This is a genomic window from Nonomuraea deserti (assembly GCF_004348685.1).
Classification (GTDB): Bacteria; Actinomycetota; Actinomycetes; order Streptosporangiales; family Streptosporangiaceae; genus Nonomuraea; species Nonomuraea deserti.
The window spans coordinates 1-18,620 of the sequence record NZ_SMKO01000021.1 but is presented as its reverse complement, the minus strand read 5'-3'; the positions used below and the strand labels follow the sequence as shown (position 1 = coordinate 18,620).

The 18,620-nt window shown below is 74.1% G+C and carries 22 protein-coding genes; 15 read left to right on the top strand and 7 right to left on the bottom strand.

From position 1 onward, the window contains the following. The first annotated feature begins 101 nt into the window (after nucleotides 1–101). A complete protein-coding gene (locus E1292_RS11525; RefSeq protein ID WP_132594877.1) occupies nucleotides 102–755 on the top strand; it encodes a TetR/AcrR family transcriptional regulator in 654 nt (217 codons plus the stop codon). Further along, the gene (locus tag E1292_RS11520) at nucleotides 743–1,060 is read left to right on the top strand and encodes a DUF6204 family protein (protein ID WP_132594875.1); all 318 of its coding nucleotides are present in this window, start codon (nucleotides 743–745) and stop codon (nucleotides 1,058–1,060) included. Before E1292_RS11525 ends, E1292_RS11520 begins: the two co-directional genes overlap by 13 nt. Before the next feature lie 101 nt (nucleotides 1,061–1,161). On the opposite strand, the gene E1292_RS11515 is transcribed toward E1292_RS11520, so the two are convergent. Further along, on the bottom strand, nucleotides 1,162–1,830 hold the full coding sequence (locus E1292_RS11515) for a GAP family protein (RefSeq protein WP_132594873.1): 669 nt from the start codon (nucleotides 1,828–1,830) through the stop codon (nucleotides 1,162–1,164). Nucleotides 1,831–1,925: 95 nt separating this feature from the next. On the opposite strand from E1292_RS11515, the gene E1292_RS11510 reads away from it, so the two are divergent. The 8 genes from E1292_RS11510 to E1292_RS11475 all read left to right on the top strand — a co-directional run bounded on the left by E1292_RS11510 (nucleotide 1,926) and on the right by E1292_RS11475 (nucleotide 8,162). Continuing rightward, complete coding sequence (locus E1292_RS11510; RefSeq protein WP_165974483.1) at nucleotides 1,926–2,597, top strand: TetR/AcrR family transcriptional regulator; 672 nt, start codon at nucleotides 1,926–1,928, stop codon at nucleotides 2,595–2,597. Between the two features lie 121 nt (nucleotides 2,598–2,718). Further along, nucleotides 2,719–3,324: a biotin transporter BioY gene (locus E1292_RS11505; protein ID WP_132594869.1), complete on the top strand. Its 606-nt coding sequence runs from the start codon at nucleotides 2,719–2,721 to the stop codon at nucleotides 3,322–3,324. 7 nt (nucleotides 3,325–3,331) lie between these two features. After that, nucleotides 3,332–4,708 carry an AMP-binding protein gene (locus E1292_RS11500; protein WP_132594867.1) on the top strand — a complete coding sequence of 459 codons (1,377 nt, stop codon included), beginning with the start codon at nucleotides 3,332–3,334 and terminating at the stop codon, nucleotides 4,706–4,708. Further along, a complete protein-coding gene (locus E1292_RS11495) occupies nucleotides 4,708–5,865 on the top strand; it encodes a thiolase family protein (RefSeq protein ID WP_132594865.1) in 1,158 nt (385 codons plus the stop codon). Before E1292_RS11500 ends, E1292_RS11495 begins: the two co-directional genes overlap by 1 nt. 1 nt (nucleotide 5,866) lies before the next feature. Further along, nucleotides 5,867–6,541, top strand: a complete 675-nt coding sequence (locus E1292_RS11490; protein ID WP_132594863.1) for an energy-coupling factor ABC transporter ATP-binding protein — start codon at nucleotides 5,867–5,869, stop codon at nucleotides 6,539–6,541. Beyond that, entirely contained in the window at nucleotides 6,538–7,143 is a 606-nt protein-coding gene (locus E1292_RS11485; RefSeq protein ID WP_132594861.1) for an energy-coupling factor transporter transmembrane component T family protein, read from the top strand. Before E1292_RS11490 ends, E1292_RS11485 begins: the two co-directional genes overlap by 4 nt. A 48-nt stretch (nucleotides 7,144–7,191) precedes the next feature. Further along, the gene (locus tag E1292_RS11480; RefSeq protein WP_220446771.1) at nucleotides 7,192–7,542 is read left to right on the top strand and encodes an ArsR/SmtB family transcription factor; all 351 of its coding nucleotides are present in this window, start codon (nucleotides 7,192–7,194) and stop codon (nucleotides 7,540–7,542) included. After that, complete coding sequence (locus E1292_RS11475) at nucleotides 7,542–8,162, top strand: SRPBCC family protein (RefSeq protein WP_132594857.1); 621 nt, start codon at nucleotides 7,542–7,544, stop codon at nucleotides 8,160–8,162. Before E1292_RS11480 ends, E1292_RS11475 begins: the two co-directional genes overlap by 1 nt. A gap of 103 nt (nucleotides 8,163–8,265) precedes the next feature. Here the strand turns inward: E1292_RS11475 and E1292_RS11470 are convergent, their stop codons facing one another. Next, nucleotides 8,266–9,519 carry an SWIM zinc finger family protein gene (locus tag E1292_RS11470; protein WP_246090059.1) on the bottom strand — a complete coding sequence of 418 codons (1,254 nt, stop codon included), beginning with the start codon at nucleotides 9,517–9,519 and terminating at the stop codon, nucleotides 8,266–8,268. Further along, nucleotides 9,516–12,275 carry an SCO1167/SCO6262 family helicase gene (locus tag E1292_RS11465; protein ID WP_246090058.1) on the bottom strand — a complete coding sequence of 920 codons (2,760 nt, stop codon included), beginning with the start codon at nucleotides 12,273–12,275 and terminating at the stop codon, nucleotides 9,516–9,518. Before E1292_RS11465 ends, E1292_RS11470 begins: the two co-directional genes overlap by 4 nt. Nucleotides 12,276–12,376: 101 nt before the next feature. Here E1292_RS11465 and E1292_RS11460 point away from each other — a divergent pair, with 101 nt between their 5' ends. The 5 genes from E1292_RS11460 to E1292_RS11440 all read left to right on the top strand — a co-directional run bounded on the left by E1292_RS11460 (nucleotide 12,377) and on the right by E1292_RS11440 (nucleotide 15,439). After that, nucleotides 12,377–12,994, top strand: coding sequence for a DedA family protein (locus tag E1292_RS11460; RefSeq protein WP_132594855.1), 618 nt, complete (start codon nucleotides 12,377–12,379; stop codon nucleotides 12,992–12,994). After that, the gene (locus E1292_RS11455; RefSeq protein WP_132594853.1) at nucleotides 12,978–14,078 is read left to right on the top strand and encodes a sensor histidine kinase; all 1,101 of its coding nucleotides are present in this window, start codon (nucleotides 12,978–12,980) and stop codon (nucleotides 14,076–14,078) included. Before E1292_RS11460 ends, E1292_RS11455 begins: the two co-directional genes overlap by 17 nt. Next, entirely contained in the window at nucleotides 14,069–14,713 is a 645-nt protein-coding gene (locus tag E1292_RS11450) for a response regulator (RefSeq protein ID WP_132594851.1), read from the top strand. Before E1292_RS11455 ends, E1292_RS11450 begins: the two co-directional genes overlap by 10 nt. A gap of 109 nt (nucleotides 14,714–14,822) precedes the next feature. Further along, the gene (locus E1292_RS11445) at nucleotides 14,823–15,173 is read left to right on the top strand and encodes an ArsR/SmtB family transcription factor (protein WP_132594849.1); all 351 of its coding nucleotides are present in this window, start codon (nucleotides 14,823–14,825) and stop codon (nucleotides 15,171–15,173) included. After that, nucleotides 15,173–15,439 (top strand): hypothetical protein, encoded by a 267-nt coding sequence (locus tag E1292_RS11440; RefSeq protein ID WP_132594847.1) that lies wholly within the window; start codon nucleotides 15,173–15,175, stop codon nucleotides 15,437–15,439. The genes E1292_RS11445 and E1292_RS11440 overlap by 1 nt, the downstream gene beginning before the upstream one ends. A gap of 6 nt (nucleotides 15,440–15,445) precedes the next feature. Here E1292_RS11440 and E1292_RS11435 read toward each other — a convergent pair whose 3' ends face one another. From E1292_RS11435 to E1292_RS11420, 4 genes are all read right to left on the bottom strand, one after another. Continuing rightward, nucleotides 15,446–15,874, bottom strand: a complete 429-nt coding sequence (locus E1292_RS11435; RefSeq protein ID WP_132594845.1) for an SRPBCC family protein — start codon at nucleotides 15,872–15,874, stop codon at nucleotides 15,446–15,448. Nucleotides 15,875–15,952: 78 nt separating this feature from the next. Next, the gene (locus E1292_RS11430) at nucleotides 15,953–16,552 is read right to left on the bottom strand and encodes a TetR/AcrR family transcriptional regulator (RefSeq protein ID WP_220446770.1); all 600 of its coding nucleotides are present in this window, start codon (nucleotides 16,550–16,552) and stop codon (nucleotides 15,953–15,955) included. A 112-nt stretch (nucleotides 16,553–16,664) separates the two neighbouring features. Then, the gene (locus tag E1292_RS11425) at nucleotides 16,665–17,561 is read right to left on the bottom strand and encodes an RNA polymerase sigma-70 factor (protein ID WP_132594841.1); all 897 of its coding nucleotides are present in this window, start codon (nucleotides 17,559–17,561) and stop codon (nucleotides 16,665–16,667) included. Nucleotides 17,562–17,857: 296 nt separating this feature from the next. Beyond that, nucleotides 17,858–18,620: serine hydrolase domain-containing protein (locus E1292_RS11420; protein WP_132594839.1), on the bottom strand; the 763-nt coding region annotated here is incomplete at its 5' end.

The following is an 18,620-nucleotide window of genomic DNA, read 5'->3' as shown; positions in this document are numbered from 1 at the left end:
CTCTTGTGCCGCGGCTCCCGCTGCGCCTTCCCGGACCCTGCCGGCAGTTGAGTCCACTGCAAATTTGCAGCGGACTCAACTTTTGCAGTAGATTCCTATTTATGGCGGAAGGGCTGCGGGAGCGGAAGAAGCGGCGGACCAGGCAGCGCATCTCCGAGGCGGCCCTCGGCCTGTTCGTGGCGCGCGGCTTCGACGACGTGACCATCGCCGAGGTCGCCGCGGCCGCCGAGGTGTCGGTCAACACCGTCTACAACTACTTCGAGTCCAAGGAGGACCTCGTCCTGCCGCCGGACGAGGCGTCGCCGCAGCGGCTCGCCGACATCGTGCGGGCGCGCGAGCCGGGCGAGTCGGCGGCGGGGGCCGTGCTGGGGCGGCTGCGCCAGGAGGTGCGCGGGCGCGAGCGCCAGGTGGGCCTCAGCCCGGGGTTCGGGCGGGTCCTGGAGATGATGCTGGCCGCCCCCACGCTGACCGCCCGGCTCGAGGGTCTGGGCCGCCGGATGACGGACACGCTCGCCGCCGCCCTGTCCGAGGAGACCGGCGCGGCCCCGGATGACCCGCTGCCGCGCGTGATGGCCTGGCACATCGGGTCGCTGCACGCGCTGGTCCTGGGCGACATCGCCCGCCGCGCCACCGCGGGGGAGCGGCCGGAGGTGATCGCCGAGCGGGTGCTGGAGCTGCTCGACACCGTGGAGAGCGTGCTAGGCGAGCGGGTTCTCACCTATGCCGTACGAGAGGAACGACCATGTTCAGGGTGACGATCAGGGGCAAGTTCGCAGGGTTGGACGACGCCGGCCGGGCCAGGGTGCTGGCGGCGAGCGGCACCGTCTTCACCGAGGCCGGCACGTTCACCCACGACCAGAGCGTCACGGCGTTCACGTTCCGCTGCCAGGTGCCCGCCGGGCCGGACGACGGCGAGGACGAGGCGGCTCTGGGCGCGATGGCCGCGCTGGAGGCGCACGGGCACCCGTACGAGATCCTGAAGATCGGGGTGACCGACATGCGCGACATCAAGATCCGGCGTGGCGGACGCCGGCCGGGGCTCGCGGGGTCTGCCCCCTGATCAGGGGGCAGAGAGGGCGGCCGGCGGCGACTCCCACGCGTCGGTGACGAGCACCGGCGGCCGGGGGTTGCGGGCCTGTCAGGTGCGGCCGCCGCGGATCGTCACGGACCCGCCGTGATGGTGATCTGGTCGGGTGCCGCGTCCAGCAGGATGAGGACTCCCGCTATCCCGACGATCCAGCGCAATGTGGTGCGGGATCCGGAGTCGAGCCTGCCCTGCCAGCGTTCGAACCGGTCACGCGTCCGCTCGCCGAGGGCGGCCCATGCGGCGAAGAGCAGGACGCCGGGGATCACCATGATGGTCACGTAGGCGCCGAGGAGCGGCGACCACTGGGCGGCGGGCAGGCCGGCGAGGGTCATGATGCCGATCGCGCCGAAGTAGGGGACGGCGGTGGCGAACTCGAACAGCCAGGTCCCCAGCCCCAGCAGCAGCATCGAGCGCATGGTGAAGGACCGTGCCTTGGGGGATGCGCGGTGGGGGTCCCGGTCGGGGATGAAGTAGCTGCCCACCACGAGGGCCGCGCCGAAGGCGGCCTGCCCCCAGGTCCACACGGTGTCGTCGACGCGGGGCACGACGGCGCCCAGGCCGAGCATGAGCAGCACGCCCAGGGTGAAGTACGCGATCGCGACCGTCGCGAGATACGTGCCCAGCAGCGCGCCCATGCGGTGCGGCCGGGACAGCAGCAGATAGAGCGTGATCCCGATCAGCGCGGGGCTCAGCGTGTCGAGCAGGGCCAGCCCCAGCACCGCCGCGATCGTCTGGATCGACAAAGCCTTCTCCTAGGGGGAGTCAACGAGTCTTAGTAACACGCCCGTGTCAACATGCTAGCACGGGCGTGTTAGCACGCGCGTACTAGCATGTGGACGTGCCAAGACTCGTTGATCACGACCGGCGACGGGCCGAGCTCGGGGAGGCGGCCATCCGGATCATCCTGCGCGAAGGGCTGGCCGGCGTGACCGTCCGCGGCGTCGCCGCCGAAGCAGGCTGGTCCACCGGGTCCCTGCGGCACTACTTCAGCAACCAGCACGCGCTGCAGGCCTACGTCGTCCAGGCCACCGCCGACACCCTCCGCCGGCGGGTCCTCCCACGCGCCCAGCGGCCCCGCACCGGAGGATCGGTGGTCGAGCAGGTCGCCACCATCGTGGAGGAGATGCTGCCGCTCGACGACGAGCGGCGCGAGGAATACGCGTTGTGGTCGGCGATCGTCGAATGGGAGCGTCTCCACCCCCAGGAAGAGGGCTCGGTCTCGTGGAACGACCAGCGGGCGCTGCACCGCCAGTGCATCGCCGCCCTGCGCGGGCACGAGCCGGTCCGCGACCCGGGCCAGGCCACGGCCCCGCACCCCGATGCCGAGGTCGAGCTCTGGGCGGCTCTCCTGCACACGTTCGTCGACGGGCTCGCCGCCCAGCTCATGAACACGCCTAGTCAGGTGTCCGCCGGCACCGCCGGGCACCTGCTGCGTTCCCTGCTGAGAGCCGTGCCCCGGCCGGAACAGCCCGCGCACCACACGGAAGTGGAGAGCCCGCCGCAGGGCTGATCCGCGTGGACCGGGACAGCGTTCCGGCCGGCGCCTCGTATCCCGGTGGCAGATGATCGAGTCGAATGTTGTGGGATACCTCCATGAGTGAAGCGTGCCGTTCTGGTGTGAGATCGACCCCATGAAGGATGAAGGGAAGCAGCACAGGTTCCCCACGGGCGACCTGGCGAGAGTGGCCGTGTTCGCCGCGCTGATCGCCGCGCTCGGGTTGCCGGGCTCGTTGAGCCTCTTCGGCAACGCGGTCCCGATCACCCTGCAGACCGCGGGCGTGATGCTGGCTGGCGCGATCCTCGGCTCCTGGCGGGCGGCGCTGGCCGTCGCCGTGCTGCTCGTGCTGGTCGCGGCGGGACTGCCGCTCCTGGCGGGCGGGCGCGGCGGGCTGGGCGTGTTCACCGCGCCGTCGGCGGGATTCCTGCTGGGCTGGCTGCCCGGCGCGGCGGTGACCGGCTGGCTGGTCGAGCGGGCCGGCCGCCGGCCGGGCTGGTTCCAGCTCCTCGTGGCGAGCCTGGTGGGCGGCGTCGGCGTGGTCTACCTGGTCGGGATTCCCGTGCAGGCGATGGTCACCGGCGCGTCGCTGGGCGCGGCGGCGCTGCTCACGCTCGGGTTCCTGCCCGGCGACCTCATCAAGGCGGTCGTGACGGCCTACGTCGCCAGGGGCGTGCAGGTGTCCTACCCCGACGCGGTGCCCGCCGTGCACCGCGAGCGCCTGCGTACCGGGGAGCGTTGATCCCGCGATGCCGGTAGCAGAACACGTGCTGCGGCACGCCGCCGAGCGTCCTGCGCGGCCGGCGGTGTGCGGCCAGGACGGCGAGCTCTCCTACGCCGAGCTCGCCGCGAACATCCAGGGCGCCGCCCGGCACCTGCGCGGCCGGGGGATCGGCCCGGGCACGCTGGTCGGGATGGGGCTGGCCGGTCCGGCCGCGCTGCTGACCGCCGTGCTCGCCGCCGACCTCGCCGGCGCCACGCCGCTGGTGGGCGACCCCGCCTGGGGGCGCGAGCGCTGGGCGCGCGTCACCGGCGCGGTCACGCCCGACCTCCTGGTCGCCGGGCCGCTCCCGACCGCGCCCGGCCCGGCCGTGACCCCGGACGCGGCCCCTGACGACCGGGCGTGGGCCTGCTTCAGCTCCGGCAGTACGGGCCGGCCGCGTGCCGTGGTACGCCGCCGCGCGTCGTGGACGGACTCGTTCGCGCACCTCAGCGACCTGGCCGGGATCGGCGCCGGCGACGCGGTCCTGGTGCCGGGGCCGCTGACCTCCAGCCTGTACGCCTTCGCCGCGGTGCACGCGCTGGCCGTCGGCGCGACCGCCGTCGTGCCCGGCCGCCGCCCCGGCAGGGCGCTGGCCGCCCGGGCGGCGTCGGCCACCGTCGTGCATCTGGTGCCGCACCTGCTGGGCGACGTCCTGCGCCGTCGGCGCCAGTCCGGGGCGCTGCGCACGGCCGTGGTCGGCGGCGCGGCCCTCGCCCCGGGGGCGCGGGCGGCCGCGGCCGAGGCCGGGGTGAACGTGGTGGCCTACTACGGCGCGACCGAGCTGTCGTTCGTGGCCGTCGACGCCGGCGGAGGCGGGCTGCGCCCGTTCCCCGGCGTGGAGATCGAGGTCAGGGCCGAGCCTGGGGCAGCGCTGGGCGAGGTGTGGGTGCGCTCGCCGTGGCTGGCCGACGGCTATCTGGGCGACGTGCCCGGCCCGTTGCGGCGCGACGCGGGCGGCTGGGCCAGTGTGGGCGACGTGGCGTGGCCGTACCGGGAGGGTGAGGTGCTGCGGCTGCGCGGCCGGGGTGGCGGCGCGATCCAGACCGGCGGCGCGACCGTCGTGGCCGAGGACGTCGAAGAGGTGCTCAGGACGGTGCCGGGTGTGGGCGACGTCGTGGTGGTCGGCTCGCCGCACCCGTCGCTGGGCTCGGTGGTCACGGCGATTCTCGAGGCGGAGGGCGCCTCGCCTCCCTCGCGGGCGCTGCTGGAGGCGATGGCCAGGGGCGGGCTGGACGCGGCGCAGCGGCCGCGCCGCTGGTACGCGGTGCCGAGCCTGCCGCGCACGCAGTCGGGCAAACCCGCCCGCGCCCTGGTGGCGGCCCGGCTGGCCGGCGGCGACCCCGGCATCCGGCGGCTGGTCTGATGGCCGTCGTGGTGGCGGCCCGGCGCACGCCCATCGGCACGGCCGGGCACGCGTACAAGGAGCTGACCGTCGACCGGCTGGCCGCCCCCGTGATCGCCGCGGTGGTGGCGGACGTGGCGGGCGACAGGGCGGGCGACAGGATGGGCGACGGGGCCGGGCGGCTGGTGGGCGACGTGGTGCTGGGCAACTGCATGGGCCCTGGCGGCAACGTGGCGCGGGTGTCCGCGCTGGCCGCCGGCCTCGGGCACGCGGTGCCGGGGGTCACGGTCGACCGGCAGTGCGGCAGCGGCCTGGCCGCGATCCTGCTCGCCGCCCAGGCGGTGCGCGCCGGGGAGATGGACCTGGTGATCGCCGGAGGCGTCGAGAGCGCGTCGACCGCGCCGCTGCGTACCCGCCGGGGGGAGGCGGAGCCGTACGCCAGGGCGCCTTTCACCCCCGGCGGCCACCCCGACCCGGACATGGGTCCGGCCGCGGAGGCGCTGGCGGCCTCGTGCGGCGTCAGCAGGGAGCGCCAGGACGCCTACGCCTGCCGTAGCCACGCGGCGGCGCTGGCCGCCCGCGAGGCGGGGCGGTTCGAGGAGGAGATCGTGCCGGTCGGCGGGCGGGCCGACGATCAGCGGCCGCGGCCGCTGCGGGCGTCGTCGCTGGCCCGGCTGCCCGCGGCGTTCGCCGCCGGGGGTACAGTGACGGCCGGCAACGCGTCCCCGGTGAGCGATGGCGCGGCGGCCGTGGCCATCGTGCCCGACCACCTGCGCGCCGGCCTGCCGGGGATGCGGCTGGTGGCCGGGTCCGTCGTCGGGTGCGATCCCGGGTTGCCCGGGTGGGGGCCGGTGCCCGCCGTGCGGCGGGTGCTCGCGCGTGCGGGGGTCGAGATGGAACGGGTGGCGGCGGTGGAGATCGTGGAGGCGTTCGCGGCGCAGGTGCTGGCCGTCACCGACGCGCTCGGGCTCGACCCGCTCGGGGCCGACGGGGAGCGGGTGTGCCCCGACGGGGGCGCGCTGGCGCTGGGGCATCCGTGGGGCGCCACGGGGGCGGTCGTGGTGGCCAGGCTGTTCACCCGGCTCGTCCGCGCCGGCGCCCCGCCGGGCACGCTCGGCCTGGCGACGGCCGCGGTCGGCGGTGGCCTGGGCGTGGCCGCGCTGTTCGAGGTGGTGTGAGGTGATCGGATTCGCGGACGTGCACGTCCGGCTGGGCGGCCGTGACGTGCTGCGCGGCGTCACCGCCCGCCTTCCCGAGCGGCGCGTCGGCGTGGTCGGCGCCAACGGCTCGGGCAAGAGCACGCTGGCCCGGCTGATCAATGGCCTGGCTCTGCCCACCTCGGGCAGCGTCACCGTGCTCGGACTCGACACCCGCCGGCACGCCGCGAAGATCCGGCGCGGGGTCGGATTCCTGTTCACCGATCCCGACGCGCAGATCGTGATGCCGACGGTGGCCGAGGACGTCGCCTTCTCCCTGCGCCGCAAGGGCCTGGAGCGTGAGGAGGTGGCGCGGCGGGTGCACGAGGCGCTGGCCGCGTACGGGCTGGCCGGGCACGCCGACCATCCCGCGCACCATCTGTCGGGCGGCCAGAAGCAGTTGCTCGCCCTGTGCTCGGTGATGGTGCTGCAGCCGGACATCCTGGTGATGGACGAGCCGACCACGCTGCTGGACCTGCGCCATTCCCGTCAGGTCGCCGAGGTGCTGCGCGGGCTGCCGCAGCAGGTGGTGGCGGTCAGCCACGACCTGCCGCTGCTGGCGGACTTCGACCGGGTGCTGGTGCTCGACCAGGGCCGGATCGTGGCCGACGGCAGCCCGGAGGAGGCCATCGGCCACTACAGGAAGATGATGGCGTGAACGGCCTGACCGGCGCCTACGTGCCGGGGTCGTCGCCGCTGCACCGCCTGCCGGCCGGGGCGAAGCTGGCGGGGCTGGCCGTGGCCTGCACGGTGCTGGTGCTGCTGCCCTCGCCGGCGGCGCTGGGCGGGGCGGCGGCCGCCGTGGCCGGGCTCTACGTGGTGTCGCGGGTGGGGCCGGCGGCGGCGTGGGCGCAGGTGCGGCCGGTGCGCTATTTCGTGGTGGCGCTGTTCGGGCTGCAGTGGGTGTTCGTCGGACTGGAGGGGGCGGCGGTCACGACGCTGCGGGTGCTGCTGGCCGTGGCGCTGGCGGGGCTGGTCACGCTGACCACCCGCACGTCGGCCATGATGGCGGCGCTGGAACGGTGCCTGCGGCCGGCGAGGCTGGTCGGGCTCGACCCGTTCCGGCTGTCGTTGCTGCTGTCGCTGACCGTACGCAGCGTGCCCGTCATCGCGGCGCTGGCCGTGCGCGTCCGGGAGGCACAGCGGGCCAGAGGGGTCGAGCGCAGCCTGCGCGCTTTCGCCGTGCCGCTGGTGGTGAGCTCGCTGCGGCACGCCGACGCGCTGGGGGAGGCGCTCAGCGCGCGCGGGCTGGACGACTGATTATCCCCGTGTTGACTTATATAAGCGGAGCCTGAAATAATGGGTGGCGTGCACGCATTCGACGTCCTCGGCGATCCGGTGCGACGCCGGATCCTGGAACTGCTCGCCGAGGGCGAGCGCAGCTCCGGCGAGGTGACCGCGGTCATCCAGCAGGAGTTCGGCATCTCCCAGCCGGCCGTCTCCCAGCACCTGCGGGTGCTGCGCGACAACGGGTTCGCCAGCGTGCGCGCCCAGGGCACCCGGCGGCTCTACGCCGTCGAGCCCGGGCCGCTGCAGGAGGTCGACCTCTGGCTGGAACGATTTCGCGGCTTCTGGAACCAGCGGCTCGACGCGCTGGCCACCGAGCTGGCGCGGGGCAAGCGCGAGCGCCGCATCAAAGACGACAAGAAGGACGCTTGATGACTTTCATCGACGAACTCAACCGAGCCCACCGCGAGGTGGTCAACGGCGAGCGCAAGACCGTCGCGCTGCGGCGCCACTACGACGCGGGCGTGGAGGACGTCTGGGAGGCCTGCACCGACGCCGAGCGGCTGAGCCGCTGGTTCCTGCCGGTCACCGGGGACTTCCGGGTGGGGGGCACGTACCAGCTCAAGGGCAACGCCGGCGGCGAGATCCTGCGCTGCGAGCCGCCGCGCCTGCTCAGGGTCACCTGGCTGTTCGGCCCCGACCCCGGCTTCTCCGAGGTCGAGGTGCGCCTGTCGGCCGAGGACGGCGGCACCCTGTTCGAGCTCGAGCACACCGCCGAGGTGCCGGCCGAGATGTGGTCGCAGTACGGGCCCGGCGCGACCGGCGTGGGCTGGGACCTGGCGCTGCTGGGTCTCGGCCTGCACCTGTCGGGCGGCGTGCAGGTGGACGAGGAGACCTTCCACCTGACCGCCGAGGGCCGGAGCTACATCATCGCGAGCTGCCAAGCGTGGGGGGAGGCGTTCAAGGCCGCGGGCGCCCCGGCCGACCAGGCCGCCGCCACTGTGACCGCCACCACCGCCTTCTACGCTCCCGAGCCGGAATCCCCCGCGTGACCCGGAGCACCGACACGTAGCAGGCCCCTGCCAGAGGGCCTGTCGCCGGACGGGGACGCGCCCACTCCGGCGGCCGGCCGCTTCTCCGGTCCGCGCCACCGGTTCAGTCGCTTCGGTGGCGCGACGGACCGTCCTCCGCTCCCGTGAAGGACGTCGGGGCGGGCGAAGACTCCTCGGTCCTGACACCGTCGTGGGTGGCGGCCCGCTGCGGCTGCGCCATGGCGGCGGCCGACGGGTCGCGTTCCGGCGGGCCGGCGGGCCACCAGCCGCCGTCGCGTTCGGTGAAGGGGTACCACCGCCCGTCGCGCCCGTAGCGCAGCTGCAGCGGGCCGAGCGTCCAGCGGTTGCGCCACGCCTCGACGCGCGGCGGACCCGCGCCCTCCCAGCCCGCCTCCAGCAGGGTCCGTGCCCTGGCCAGGTCCTGGCGGGGCGGCGTCCAGGGGGTTTCGAGCACGTCGAGGCCGTCGGCGCCGCCGTACCTCCAGGCCTGGACGGCGGCTTCGAGCCCCAGGTCAAGGTTGTGTTCGGCGGCCAGCCGTACGCAATCCTGGTGTTCGGTGAGGCGGGGCAGCCGCCCGCGCAGCAGCAGCTCGCGCGCCCGGGAGGCGGCGGAGGCGGCCAGCACGCCCAGTGCGGCGACGTCGATGTCGACGCCGGGGCCGGGGCCGGGCTCCAGCGCGGGCGGGGTGAAGGCGACGTCGTCCGGCGGGGGTCCGGGCAGCGGCGGTGTCCCGAGCGCGAACGCCTCGGCGGCCGGCACGCCCCCGGGCCCGCCGGCGGACCCACTGCCGGACGCATGGGCGGGCGCGTCGCGCTGCTGGAGCGCCTCGATCAGCTCGTCCTGACCGCGCCCGCGCATGAGCAGCAGCACGAACGGGTCGGCGTCCAGCAACCACGAGGCCTGGTAGCACAGGGCGGCGGCGTGCTTGCACGGGTGGCCCCAGTCGGGGCAGGAGCATTCGGGCTCCAGGTCGCCGACGGCGGGCAGCAGCGGCACGGCGGCGTCCTGGGCGGCCTCGACCAGGTCGTGCGGCATGTCGCGGTCGAGGAGCGCGGCGATGTGCCCGGCTTTGGCGGCCACCTGGCCGAGGAAACGTTCCCATGCGGCGCCGGTGAGCTGCTCGACGCGTACGACGGTGTCGTATTCGTTCTCGGCGACGGCGGCGATGCGGCCGGGGCTGACGGTGATGGGGCCGAGCTGCCCGGTCTTGGCGTACGCGCGGCCCTTGCGCAGCAGGCCGTGGTCGAGGGAGGTGTCCTCCATGGCCTTGAGCCAGGCGCGGCCCCACCAGGAGGTGGCGAAGCGGGCGCCGGCGCTCTGGGGGGCGAAGGCGGGGAACCCGCGAGCGGCGTTCACCTCAGCTCCACGAGGGCGGCGAGGTCGGCGTCGGTCAGTTCGGTGAAGGCGGCCTCGCCGGAGGAGAGCACGGCGTCGGCGAGCGTACGTTTTGCGGCGAGCATGCCGGCGATGCGGTCCTCGATCGTGCCCTCGGTGATCAGGCGGTGCACCTGGACGGGGCGGGTCTGGCCGATGCGGTAGGCGCGGTCGGTGGCCTGGTCCTCGACGGCGGGGTTCCACCAGCGGTCGTAGTGGATGACGTGGTCGGCGCGGGTGAGGTTGAGGCCGGTGCCGGCCGCCTTGAGCGACAGCAGGAACACCGGCGCCACGCCGTCCTGGAAGCGGCGGACCATCTCCTCGCGGCGGGCGACGGGGGTGCCGCCGTGCAGCAGCTGGGTGACCACGCCCCGGTCGGCGAGGTGGCGTTCCAGCAGGCGGGCCATGGCGACGTACTGGGTGAAGACCAGTACCGCGCCGTCCTCGGCCGTGATGGTGTCGACCAGCTCGTCGAGCAGTTCGAGCTTGCCGGAGCGGCCGGGCAGGCGCGGGTCCGCCTCGTGCAGGTAGTGGGCGGGGTGGTTGCAGATCTGCTTGAGCCCGGTGAGCAGCTTGACGATGAGGCCGCGCCTGGCCATGCCCTGGGCGTCCCTGATCTGGGCCATGATCTCGCGTACGGCGGCTTCGTACAGGCCGGCCTGCTCGGTGGTGAGCGCGACGGGACGGTCGGTCTCGGTCTTGGGCGGCAGCTCGGGCGCGATACCGGGGTCGCTCTTGCGGCGGCGCAGCAGGAACGGGCCGACCAGCCGCGCCAGGCGTTCGGCCGCCCGACGGTCGCCGGACTCGACGGGTTTGGCCCATCGCGCCCTGAACCTGCTCAGCGGGCCGAGCAGTCCCGGCGTGGTCCAGTCGAGGATGGCCCACAGCTCCGACAGGTTGTTCTCCACGGGCGTGCCGGTCAGCGCGACGCGGGCGGCGGCGGGGATCTCGCGCAGCGCTCTGGCGGTCCCGGATGCGGGGTTCTTGACGTGCTGGGCCTCGTCGGCCACCAGCAGGCCCCACGGGTGTTCGGCCAGCCGGGCCGCGTCGAGCCGCATGGTGCTGTACGTGGTCAGCACGAACCCCTCGTCGGCGGGCGTGCGGGCGGCGCCGTGGTAGCGGCGCACGGGCACGCCGGGCGCGAATTTGGTGATCTCCCGCTCCCAGTTGCCCAGCAGCGAGGCCGGGCACACCACGAGCGTCGGGCCGGTGCCGGCGCGGTGCAGGTGGAGCGCGATCACGGTGATCGTCTTGCCGAGGCCCATGTCGTCGGCCAGGCATCCGCCGAGGCCGAGGGAGGTCATCCTGGCCAGCCAGCGCAGCCCGGCCAGCTGGTAGTCGCGCAGGGTGGCGGCCAGCCCGGGCGGCGGGCCGGCGTCGGCGGGCTCTGTGAGGCGTTCGCGCAGCTCGCGCAGCCAGGTCGTGGGCTCGGCCTCGATCTGCTCGCCGTCGAGCTCGACCGTCCCGGTCAGCGCGGCGCCGAGCGCCTCGAGCCCGGTCAGGGGCTTGAGGTCGCGCCGCCGGGCCTTGCGGGCCAGGTCGGGGTCGACGAGCACCCATTGCTCACGCAGCCGTACGACGGGGCGGTGGGCCTCGGCGAGCCGGTCCATCTCCGCGGGTGTCAGGCGTTCGCCGCCGAGGGCGAGCTGCCAGTCGAAGCTGGTCAGCTGGTGGCCGCCGAGGAACGACGGCATGTCGGAGGGCGCGCTGTCGTGGTCGCCGATGACGGCGCGGGCGCTCAGGCCGCGTACGAGGGACTTGGGCCAGTGCACCTCGACGCCGATGGCAGCCAGGCGATCGGCGGCAGCGGCGAGCAGGTCCTCGACGTCGCCGTCGGAGAGGGTGAGCTCGTCGGGGACGGCGCTGTCGAGCAGGCGTTCCAGGCGCGGCCAGGCGCGGGCGGCGCGGCGCACGGCCAGGGTGGTCTCGATCCTGGCGCGGACGCCGAGACCGTGGCCGCCGCCCTGCCACAGGGCGGCGGCGTCGACGACGAGCGAGGGGTCGGCCAGGCTGTGCACCTGGACGACGGCGCGGAACTCGGCGGCGGCGAGGTCGCCGTCCGGGTCGCCGTCCGGGTCGCCGTCCGGGTCGCCGGCCTCCAGGCGCAGCGACAGGCGCACGCCGGCGTCGAGCCCGGCCGACACCTCCTCGGCCCATCCGCGCAGGTGCGGCACCTTGACCGGCTTCATGGCGGCGTACGCGGTGGTGCCGGTGGCCCTGACGGCGCCGGGGGAGCGCGGCATGGTGTCGGCGACCGCGTCCAGGAAGGCGCGTACGAGCGGCTCGGCGTCGGGCAGCCTGATCCCGGCGTCCCGCGGGTTTCGCAGGGGTACGGCGCGGGCAGTGGCGGGCATGGCATCGGCCAGGTCGCGTACGCGCTGGACGTCGGCGGCGTCCAGCGGCCCCGCGCGCCAGGAGTCGTGCTCGCCCGCCGTCACCCCCGGCAGCACGCGCCCCCGCGTGACGAGCTGGAGCGCCACGAGAGCCACCGCGCCCCAGAATCGTGTGGCAGGGTGGACGTCGGGGCCGGTGCGGGCCCGGGCCAGTGTGGCCACCGCTTCGTTCACCGGCACGACGGTCGCCGCGACCTGCTGGGTGCGCACCTCGCCGCCGTTCTGCTCGGCCACCGTCATGGTGGACTCACCGTCCGGATCGAGAAAGGCGACCACCCCCGACCTGGGGGGATCGCCGGGTTGGAAGACTGCCGCGTGTCGTACCAGATCCGTCAAGGGGCTCACGGCCGTACAGTGTACGGTACGTCAGGGCTGTGGTTTACCACAGTCGGGGACGGCCACCTGCCGCATTACCGTCATGTCCGATCTTGCCTAGCGTTGATCCCATGACTGACTGGCTGGTTGGACTGATGGAGAGCCTCGGGGCGCCCGGGGCGGGCCTCGCGATCGCGCTGGAAAACATCTTCCCGCCCCTGCCGAGCGAGGTGATCCTGCCGCTGTCGGGCTTCACCGCGAGCAGGGGCGAACTGGGCCTGGTCGAAGTGCTGGTGTGCACGACGCTCGGCTCGGTGCTGGGGGCCCTGGCGCTCTACGGGGTGGGCGCGGCGCTGGGCCGCGAACGCACCCTGGCGCTGGCCGCCAAGCTGCCCCTGGTGAAGACGTCCGACATCGAGAAGACCGAGGCCTGGTTCGGGCGCCACGGCCGCAAGACCGTCTTCTTCGGCCGGATGATCCCCGTCTTCCGCAGCCTGATCTCCATCCCCGCGGGCGTGGAGCGTATGCCGCTGCCGACGTTCACGGCGCTGACCACGGCCGGCAGCCTCATCTGGAACACGATCTTCGTGATGGCCGGCTATCTCCTGGGCGAGCAGTGGTCGGTCGTGGAAACGTACGTGGGGGCCGGCAGCTACGTGGTGATCGGCCTGGTCGTGCTGGCGATCGTGGTCTTCATCGGCGTCCGGCTGGCCGAACGGCGCAAGGGCAGGCATGCGTCTGGCCGGTGAGGGCCTGCGGCTGCTCGGCGCGGTGACGCTCGGGGCCCTGACGGCGCTGTGCGGGCTCGTGTTCCTGCTGGCGGCGCTGCCGTTCCTGGCCAACCCGAACGTCGTCGCCGCCGCCCGGCGCCTGGCCCGGCTCGAAGCGCGTCGCCTGCGCCTGGACGCCGCCGGCCTCACCGCGCTCACGGAGAGCGACCTGCGGGCCTCGCTCTACCTCGCCGCGCGCGTCCCGCTCGGGCTGCTGGGCGGGATGGTGATCATGCTGCTCGTGTACGGCGGGGGCGCGGCGGTGCTCGTCGTCGTGCTGTGGGGACAGGGCAAGCCGTTCGACGGCATGCTGCCGTCGGTGCCCCTGCTGGCCTACACCGTCGTGGCCGGGACCGTGCTGCTGTTCCTCGACCTGTCGGGCGTCGTGGGGGTGCACGCGCTGGAGCGCCTGCTGATCGTGCGGATGCTGGGCCCCGACCGTACCGAAGCGCTGGAGCGCAGGATCGCCGAGCTGGCCGAGAGCCGGGCCGGCATCGTGGCCGCCGTCGACTCCGAGCGGCGCAGGATCGAGCGTGACTTGCACGACGGACTGCAGCAGCGGCTGGTGGCGCTGTCGATGCTGATCGGACGCTCGAAGCGGGGCCGCACCGAGCTGCTGGAGCAGGCGCACCAGGAGGCGCAGGAGGCGCTCGCGGAGCTGCGCGAGGTGGCCTGGCGGGTCTATCCGAGCGGCCTGGACTCCCTCGGGCTGGGCGAGGCGCTGGCGGGCGTGGCCGAGCGGTCCAACGTGCCCGTCAAGGTGGCCTGCGAGCTGCGGCGACGGCCGCCGATGGCGGTGGAGACGGCGGCCTACTTCGTGGTCAGCGAGGCGGTGACCAACGCCGCCAAGCACGCCGCCGCCACGCTTATCAGGGTCGAGGTGCACGAGGAGGACGCCCGGGTGGTCGTACGGGTGCGCGACGACGGCCGCGGCGGTGCCAGCCTGGCGGGCGGCGGCCTGTCCGGGCTGGCCAGGCGAGTGGCGGCGCTGGACGGCACGTTCGAGCTGACCAGCCCGCCGGGCGGGCCGACGTCGATCACGGCGGTGCTGCCGTGCGGGTGATCCTGGCCGAGGACTCCACGCTGCTGCGCGAGGGCCTGGTCCGGCTGCTGCTGGAGGAGGGCCACGAGGTTCCCGCGGCGGTGGCCGACGCCGAGTCGCTGGTGTCGGCGGTGGCGGCGTACGAGCCGGACATCGCGGTGGTGGACGTGCGCATGCCGCCGACCCACACCGACGAGGGGCTGCGGGCCGCGCTGGAGATCAGGACGCGCTGGCCGGCGGTGAAGGTGCTGGTGCTGTCGCAGTACGTCGAGAAGAGGTACGCCGCCGAGCTGATGAGCGCGGACGTCGAAGGGGTCGGCTACCTGCTGAAGGACCGGGTGGCGCAGGTCGGCGACTTCCTGGACGCGCTGGAGCGGGTGGGGGCCGGGGGAGCGGCGTTCGACCCTGAGGTGGTGCGCCAGCTGCTGGCCCGCACCACCCAGGTCGATCCCCTGGCCCGGCTCACCGCGCGCGAGCGCGAGGTGCTGGAGCGGATGGCGCAGGGGCTGACCAACGCCTCGATCGCGCAGGCGCTGCACGTGTCGCAGAGCGCGGTGGAGAAGCACGTAAACTCGCTGTTCGACAAGCTCGGCCTGTCACACACGACCGGCTACAGCCGCCGGGTGCTGGCCGTGCTGCACTTCCTGGAGTCGTGAGCCGGCTCGGTCCGCGTACGCGCAGCTCCCACCGGGGCCGCTCGTTGCCCGTACGACGATCAACCCGCTACGGTTACACCTGTAACCAAATGTTTACGGATGGGATGTCATGACGGCGGCCGAGCCGACCGGCGACGAGCTCGTGGAGATGCTGGCCGCGCTGGCCAACCCGCTGCGGCTGCGCATCGTCGCCACCCTGGCCGGCGGGCGCGACTACGTCAGCCATCTCGCCCGCGAGATCGGCGTGAGCCGCCCGCTGCTGCACATGCACCTGCGCCGGCTGGAGGCCGCCGGCCTGATCACCGGCACTCTGGAGCTGTCCGAGGACGGCAAGGCCATGAAGTACTACGAGGTCACCGGTTTCGACCTGCATCTGACGGCGCCCGCGCTGGCCGAGGCGGCCAAGACCCTCACCAGGCCGGACCCGGACCGGGGTCCAGGACCCAAGGAGCACTCCTGATGGACATCTCGTGGCCCGTGGCGATCCTGCTCATCGCCGTGCTGCTGGTGGCCGGCTTCCTGATCGCCGTGGTCATCGTGGGCCTGTTCGACTCCCGCAAGACCAGGGCCGCCGCCGGCCAGGCCGACGACCTGCGGTGGCTCGTGCACCGTTTCGAGCAGCTGGCCGAGAACACCCTCGACGCCCAGCAGCGGGTGGCCGCGGACCTGGCCGAGCTGCGCGCCCGTACGGCGTCGATCGAGCAGATCTTACGGACCGTCGAGTAGGCGGGATCAGCGCGTACGGCGCAGCAGCGCGCCCAGCCTGCGCAGGGAGTGACGGGCGAGGGCGCGGACGAGCGGGCGGGCCAGCGGCCACAGGGCCCGGCCCAGCGGCCCGAACGGCGGGCGCAGCTCCTCGGCCCAGACGACCCGGCTGCCGCCGTCGTGCGGCCGCACCCGGATCGCGCCGCGGCCGCGCACCATGCGCCCGGTGTGGTTCATGATCACCAGCGTGGGAGGCTCCCAGCGGGTGATCGTCATCGTGTCGAGGAAGCCGAACGGCCGCACGCCGGTGTAGGCCTCGACGGCGTGCTCACCCACCTGGCGGGCGGTGGTCATGAACATCCACTCCCGGTGCCTGGGCCAGTCGGTGATCAGCGCGAACACCCGTTCCGGCGGCGCGGGCACGTGGACGGCGACGGCCGTATACACGGGTTTCATCCGGTTCCCTCTGCGCGTGACCACATGGTCTCCTTCCCGCTCGGACCCTACCCGCGCCCGCAGGCCTGTCCCGGCAGGTCAATCCCGCGGGTCGGGCAGGGAGTCGAGCCAGTCGGTGAGGCGCCGGCCCTCGCGGGTCATGACACCGGGCTCGCGCAGCGCGTTGGCCAGCAGCGACATGCCCTGGTAGGCGCTCACCAGCGTCAGGGCGAGCCCGTCGGGGTCGGGCAGGCCGAGCTGGCGGAACTGGTGTCCGGCCCAGTCGAGCAGCAGCCGGATGACCTTGCCGGCCTCCTCGGCGAGGCCGCCCTCGTCGCGCTTGCCGAGCTCGGAGGCGAGGGTGCCGGTGGGGCAGCCGTAGCGGGCGGCGAGCTCGCGCTCGCCGACCCAGGCCGCGACGAGGCCTTTGAGCCGCTGCCTGGGGTCGGGGAGGCGGTCGAGACGGGTGGTGAGGGTCTGCAGCCCGTGGGCGTGCTCGCTGAGGGCGGCCGCGACGAGGTCGTCCTTGGTCTTGAAGTAGTAGTAGACGTTGCCCACGGGGACGTCGGCGGCGCGGGCGATGTCGGCGATGGTGGTGCGCTCGACGCCCTGCTGGTGCACGACCCGGGCGGCGGCGGCCGTCAGCCGCTGCCGTTTGGCGGTCGCCGTCCTGGCCCGCGAACCCTTAGAGTCAGCCACCTGACTCACTATAGGCGGCGGCCGGGGGAATCAGCCCGCCGCGCCGCCCCGGTAGGCCGGCGCGGCCATCGAGATGCGGGTGACGACGCGCCGGCGCCCGCCGGGGCAGGCCTCATGCGGCCATCGCGGCGAGCTTCGACGGGTTCATCATCCACAACACCCGGTCGATGCCGTCGGAGGTGACGCTCACGGTGACGACGGCGACCACCCTGCCTTCGTGGGACAGCCGGACCGAGGCGTGCCCGTTGGCCTCGACCGGCTCGACCGTCACGCCGTCCCAGAACGTGCCGGCGAACGCGTGCACGTACCTGGCCACGCGGCGGCGGCCGACGACCGGGAACTTCGACGCGCGCACGGCGCCGCCGCCGTCGGAGTAGGAGACGACGTCCTCGGCGAGGAGTGCCTCAAGCCCGGCGATCTCCCCTGACCGGGCGGCCGCCACGAACGCGGTCAGCAGCCGCCGCTGCTCGGAGGCGGCGACGCTGGCGCGTTTCTCCGCGGCCAGGTGCTTGCGCGCGCGGCTGACCAGCTGGCGCACGTTCGCCGGGGTGTGCCCGATGATCTCGGCGATCCGCTCGTAGGAGTGGTCGAACGCCTCGCGCAGCACGTACGACGCGCGTTCGGTGGGCGTGAGCCTCTCCAGCAGCATCAGCACCGCGACTTCCAGGGCCTCGGCGCGTTCGGCGCCCAGCGCCGGGTCGGCGGCGGTGTCGACGGGTTCGGGCAGCCACGGGCCGACGTAGGTCTCGCGGCGTGCCCGCGCCGATCGCAGCACGTTGATGGCCAGCCGGGTGGTCGTGGTGGCGAGGAACGCCTCGGCGTTGCGCACGTTGCGCCGGTCGCTCGTCTGCCAGCGGATCCACACCTCCTGGAGCAGGTCGTCGGCCTCGCTCACGCTGCCCAGCATGCGGTACGCGATCCCGAACAGGCGCCCGCGTACCGCCTGGAACGCCTGTTCGGCCTCCAGCAGGCTGCCGGAGCTGGCCGCCAGGTCTTTGTTCGACTGCATCGTTGCCGGTCCTCGCTACTCGACGAGCTCTTCCTGCCGGGGAGATCTCCCGCGTCAGCGCGGTGGTCTCTCCGTGAACCGGGGGGATCGTTTCCGCTCCACCTGCCCAGGACCGGGCCAAACATGGTTGACCTGCGGCGAAGGGCCGGGGGACGGCCATGACGCCGTTTCCGCGGCGCCGGCCGCGCTCGGTTCCGGCCCGGTGGTCGCGGCGAGCGCGGCCGGGTGCCTGCCGCCGCTCGCCGCCCCTCCGTGGCCGGGTGGCCGCCGGGGGAGACGGCCACCCGGTCGCGCGCTCAGGCGTGCCAGCCGGTCACGCCGCCCGGCACCGGCGCCCCGGGGTCGTACGGTTCGCGGGTGAAGATGAAGGTGTTGAGGTCGAGGTGGTCGGGCGCCACCCGCAGCGTCTCCCCGGCGTAGTAGCCGTCCAGGCCCAGCCACGTGCCGTCGTCCTGCGGCACGAACCGGGAGGCCCGCCCGCCGCCGCCGACCGGTTCCAGCGACAGCCCGCGCTCGGGCAGCAGCCGCAGCGCGTACGGTTTCGGCCCCCAGTGCCACAACCCGGTCAGCTCCAGCAGCCGCGGGTCGGCGGCGACCGGCCGCCATTCGTCGGGCAGCCGCGGTTCGTACTCCTCCAGGATGTCCAGCAGGTCGGTCGCCAGCCTGCCGCTGAGCCCGGAGGTGGTGTTGGCCATGAACAGCACCCCCACGCCGCCCGCGGGGTCGGCCCACACGGTGGCCAGGAAGCCGGGCATCGACCCGGTGTGGCCGGCCAGGCGGCGGGCGCCTGGCCTGGCCAGCTGCAGGCCGAGCCCGAACCCGCCGGTCCAGGTGTCGCCGTCGTCGACGCCGGCCGGCTCGCGCATCTCGGCGAGGGTGCCGGGGCACAGCACGCCTGCGGTGTCGCCGCCGAGGAAGGCCGCCCAGCGGGCCAGGTCGTGCGGGGTGGACCACAGTTGTCCCGCGGGGCCCATGGCGTCGGCGTCGTGCTCGGGCTCGGCCAGCACCACGTCGGCCCACGGGTGCACGGCGTAGCCGGTGGCGTGGGGGGCGCGGGGC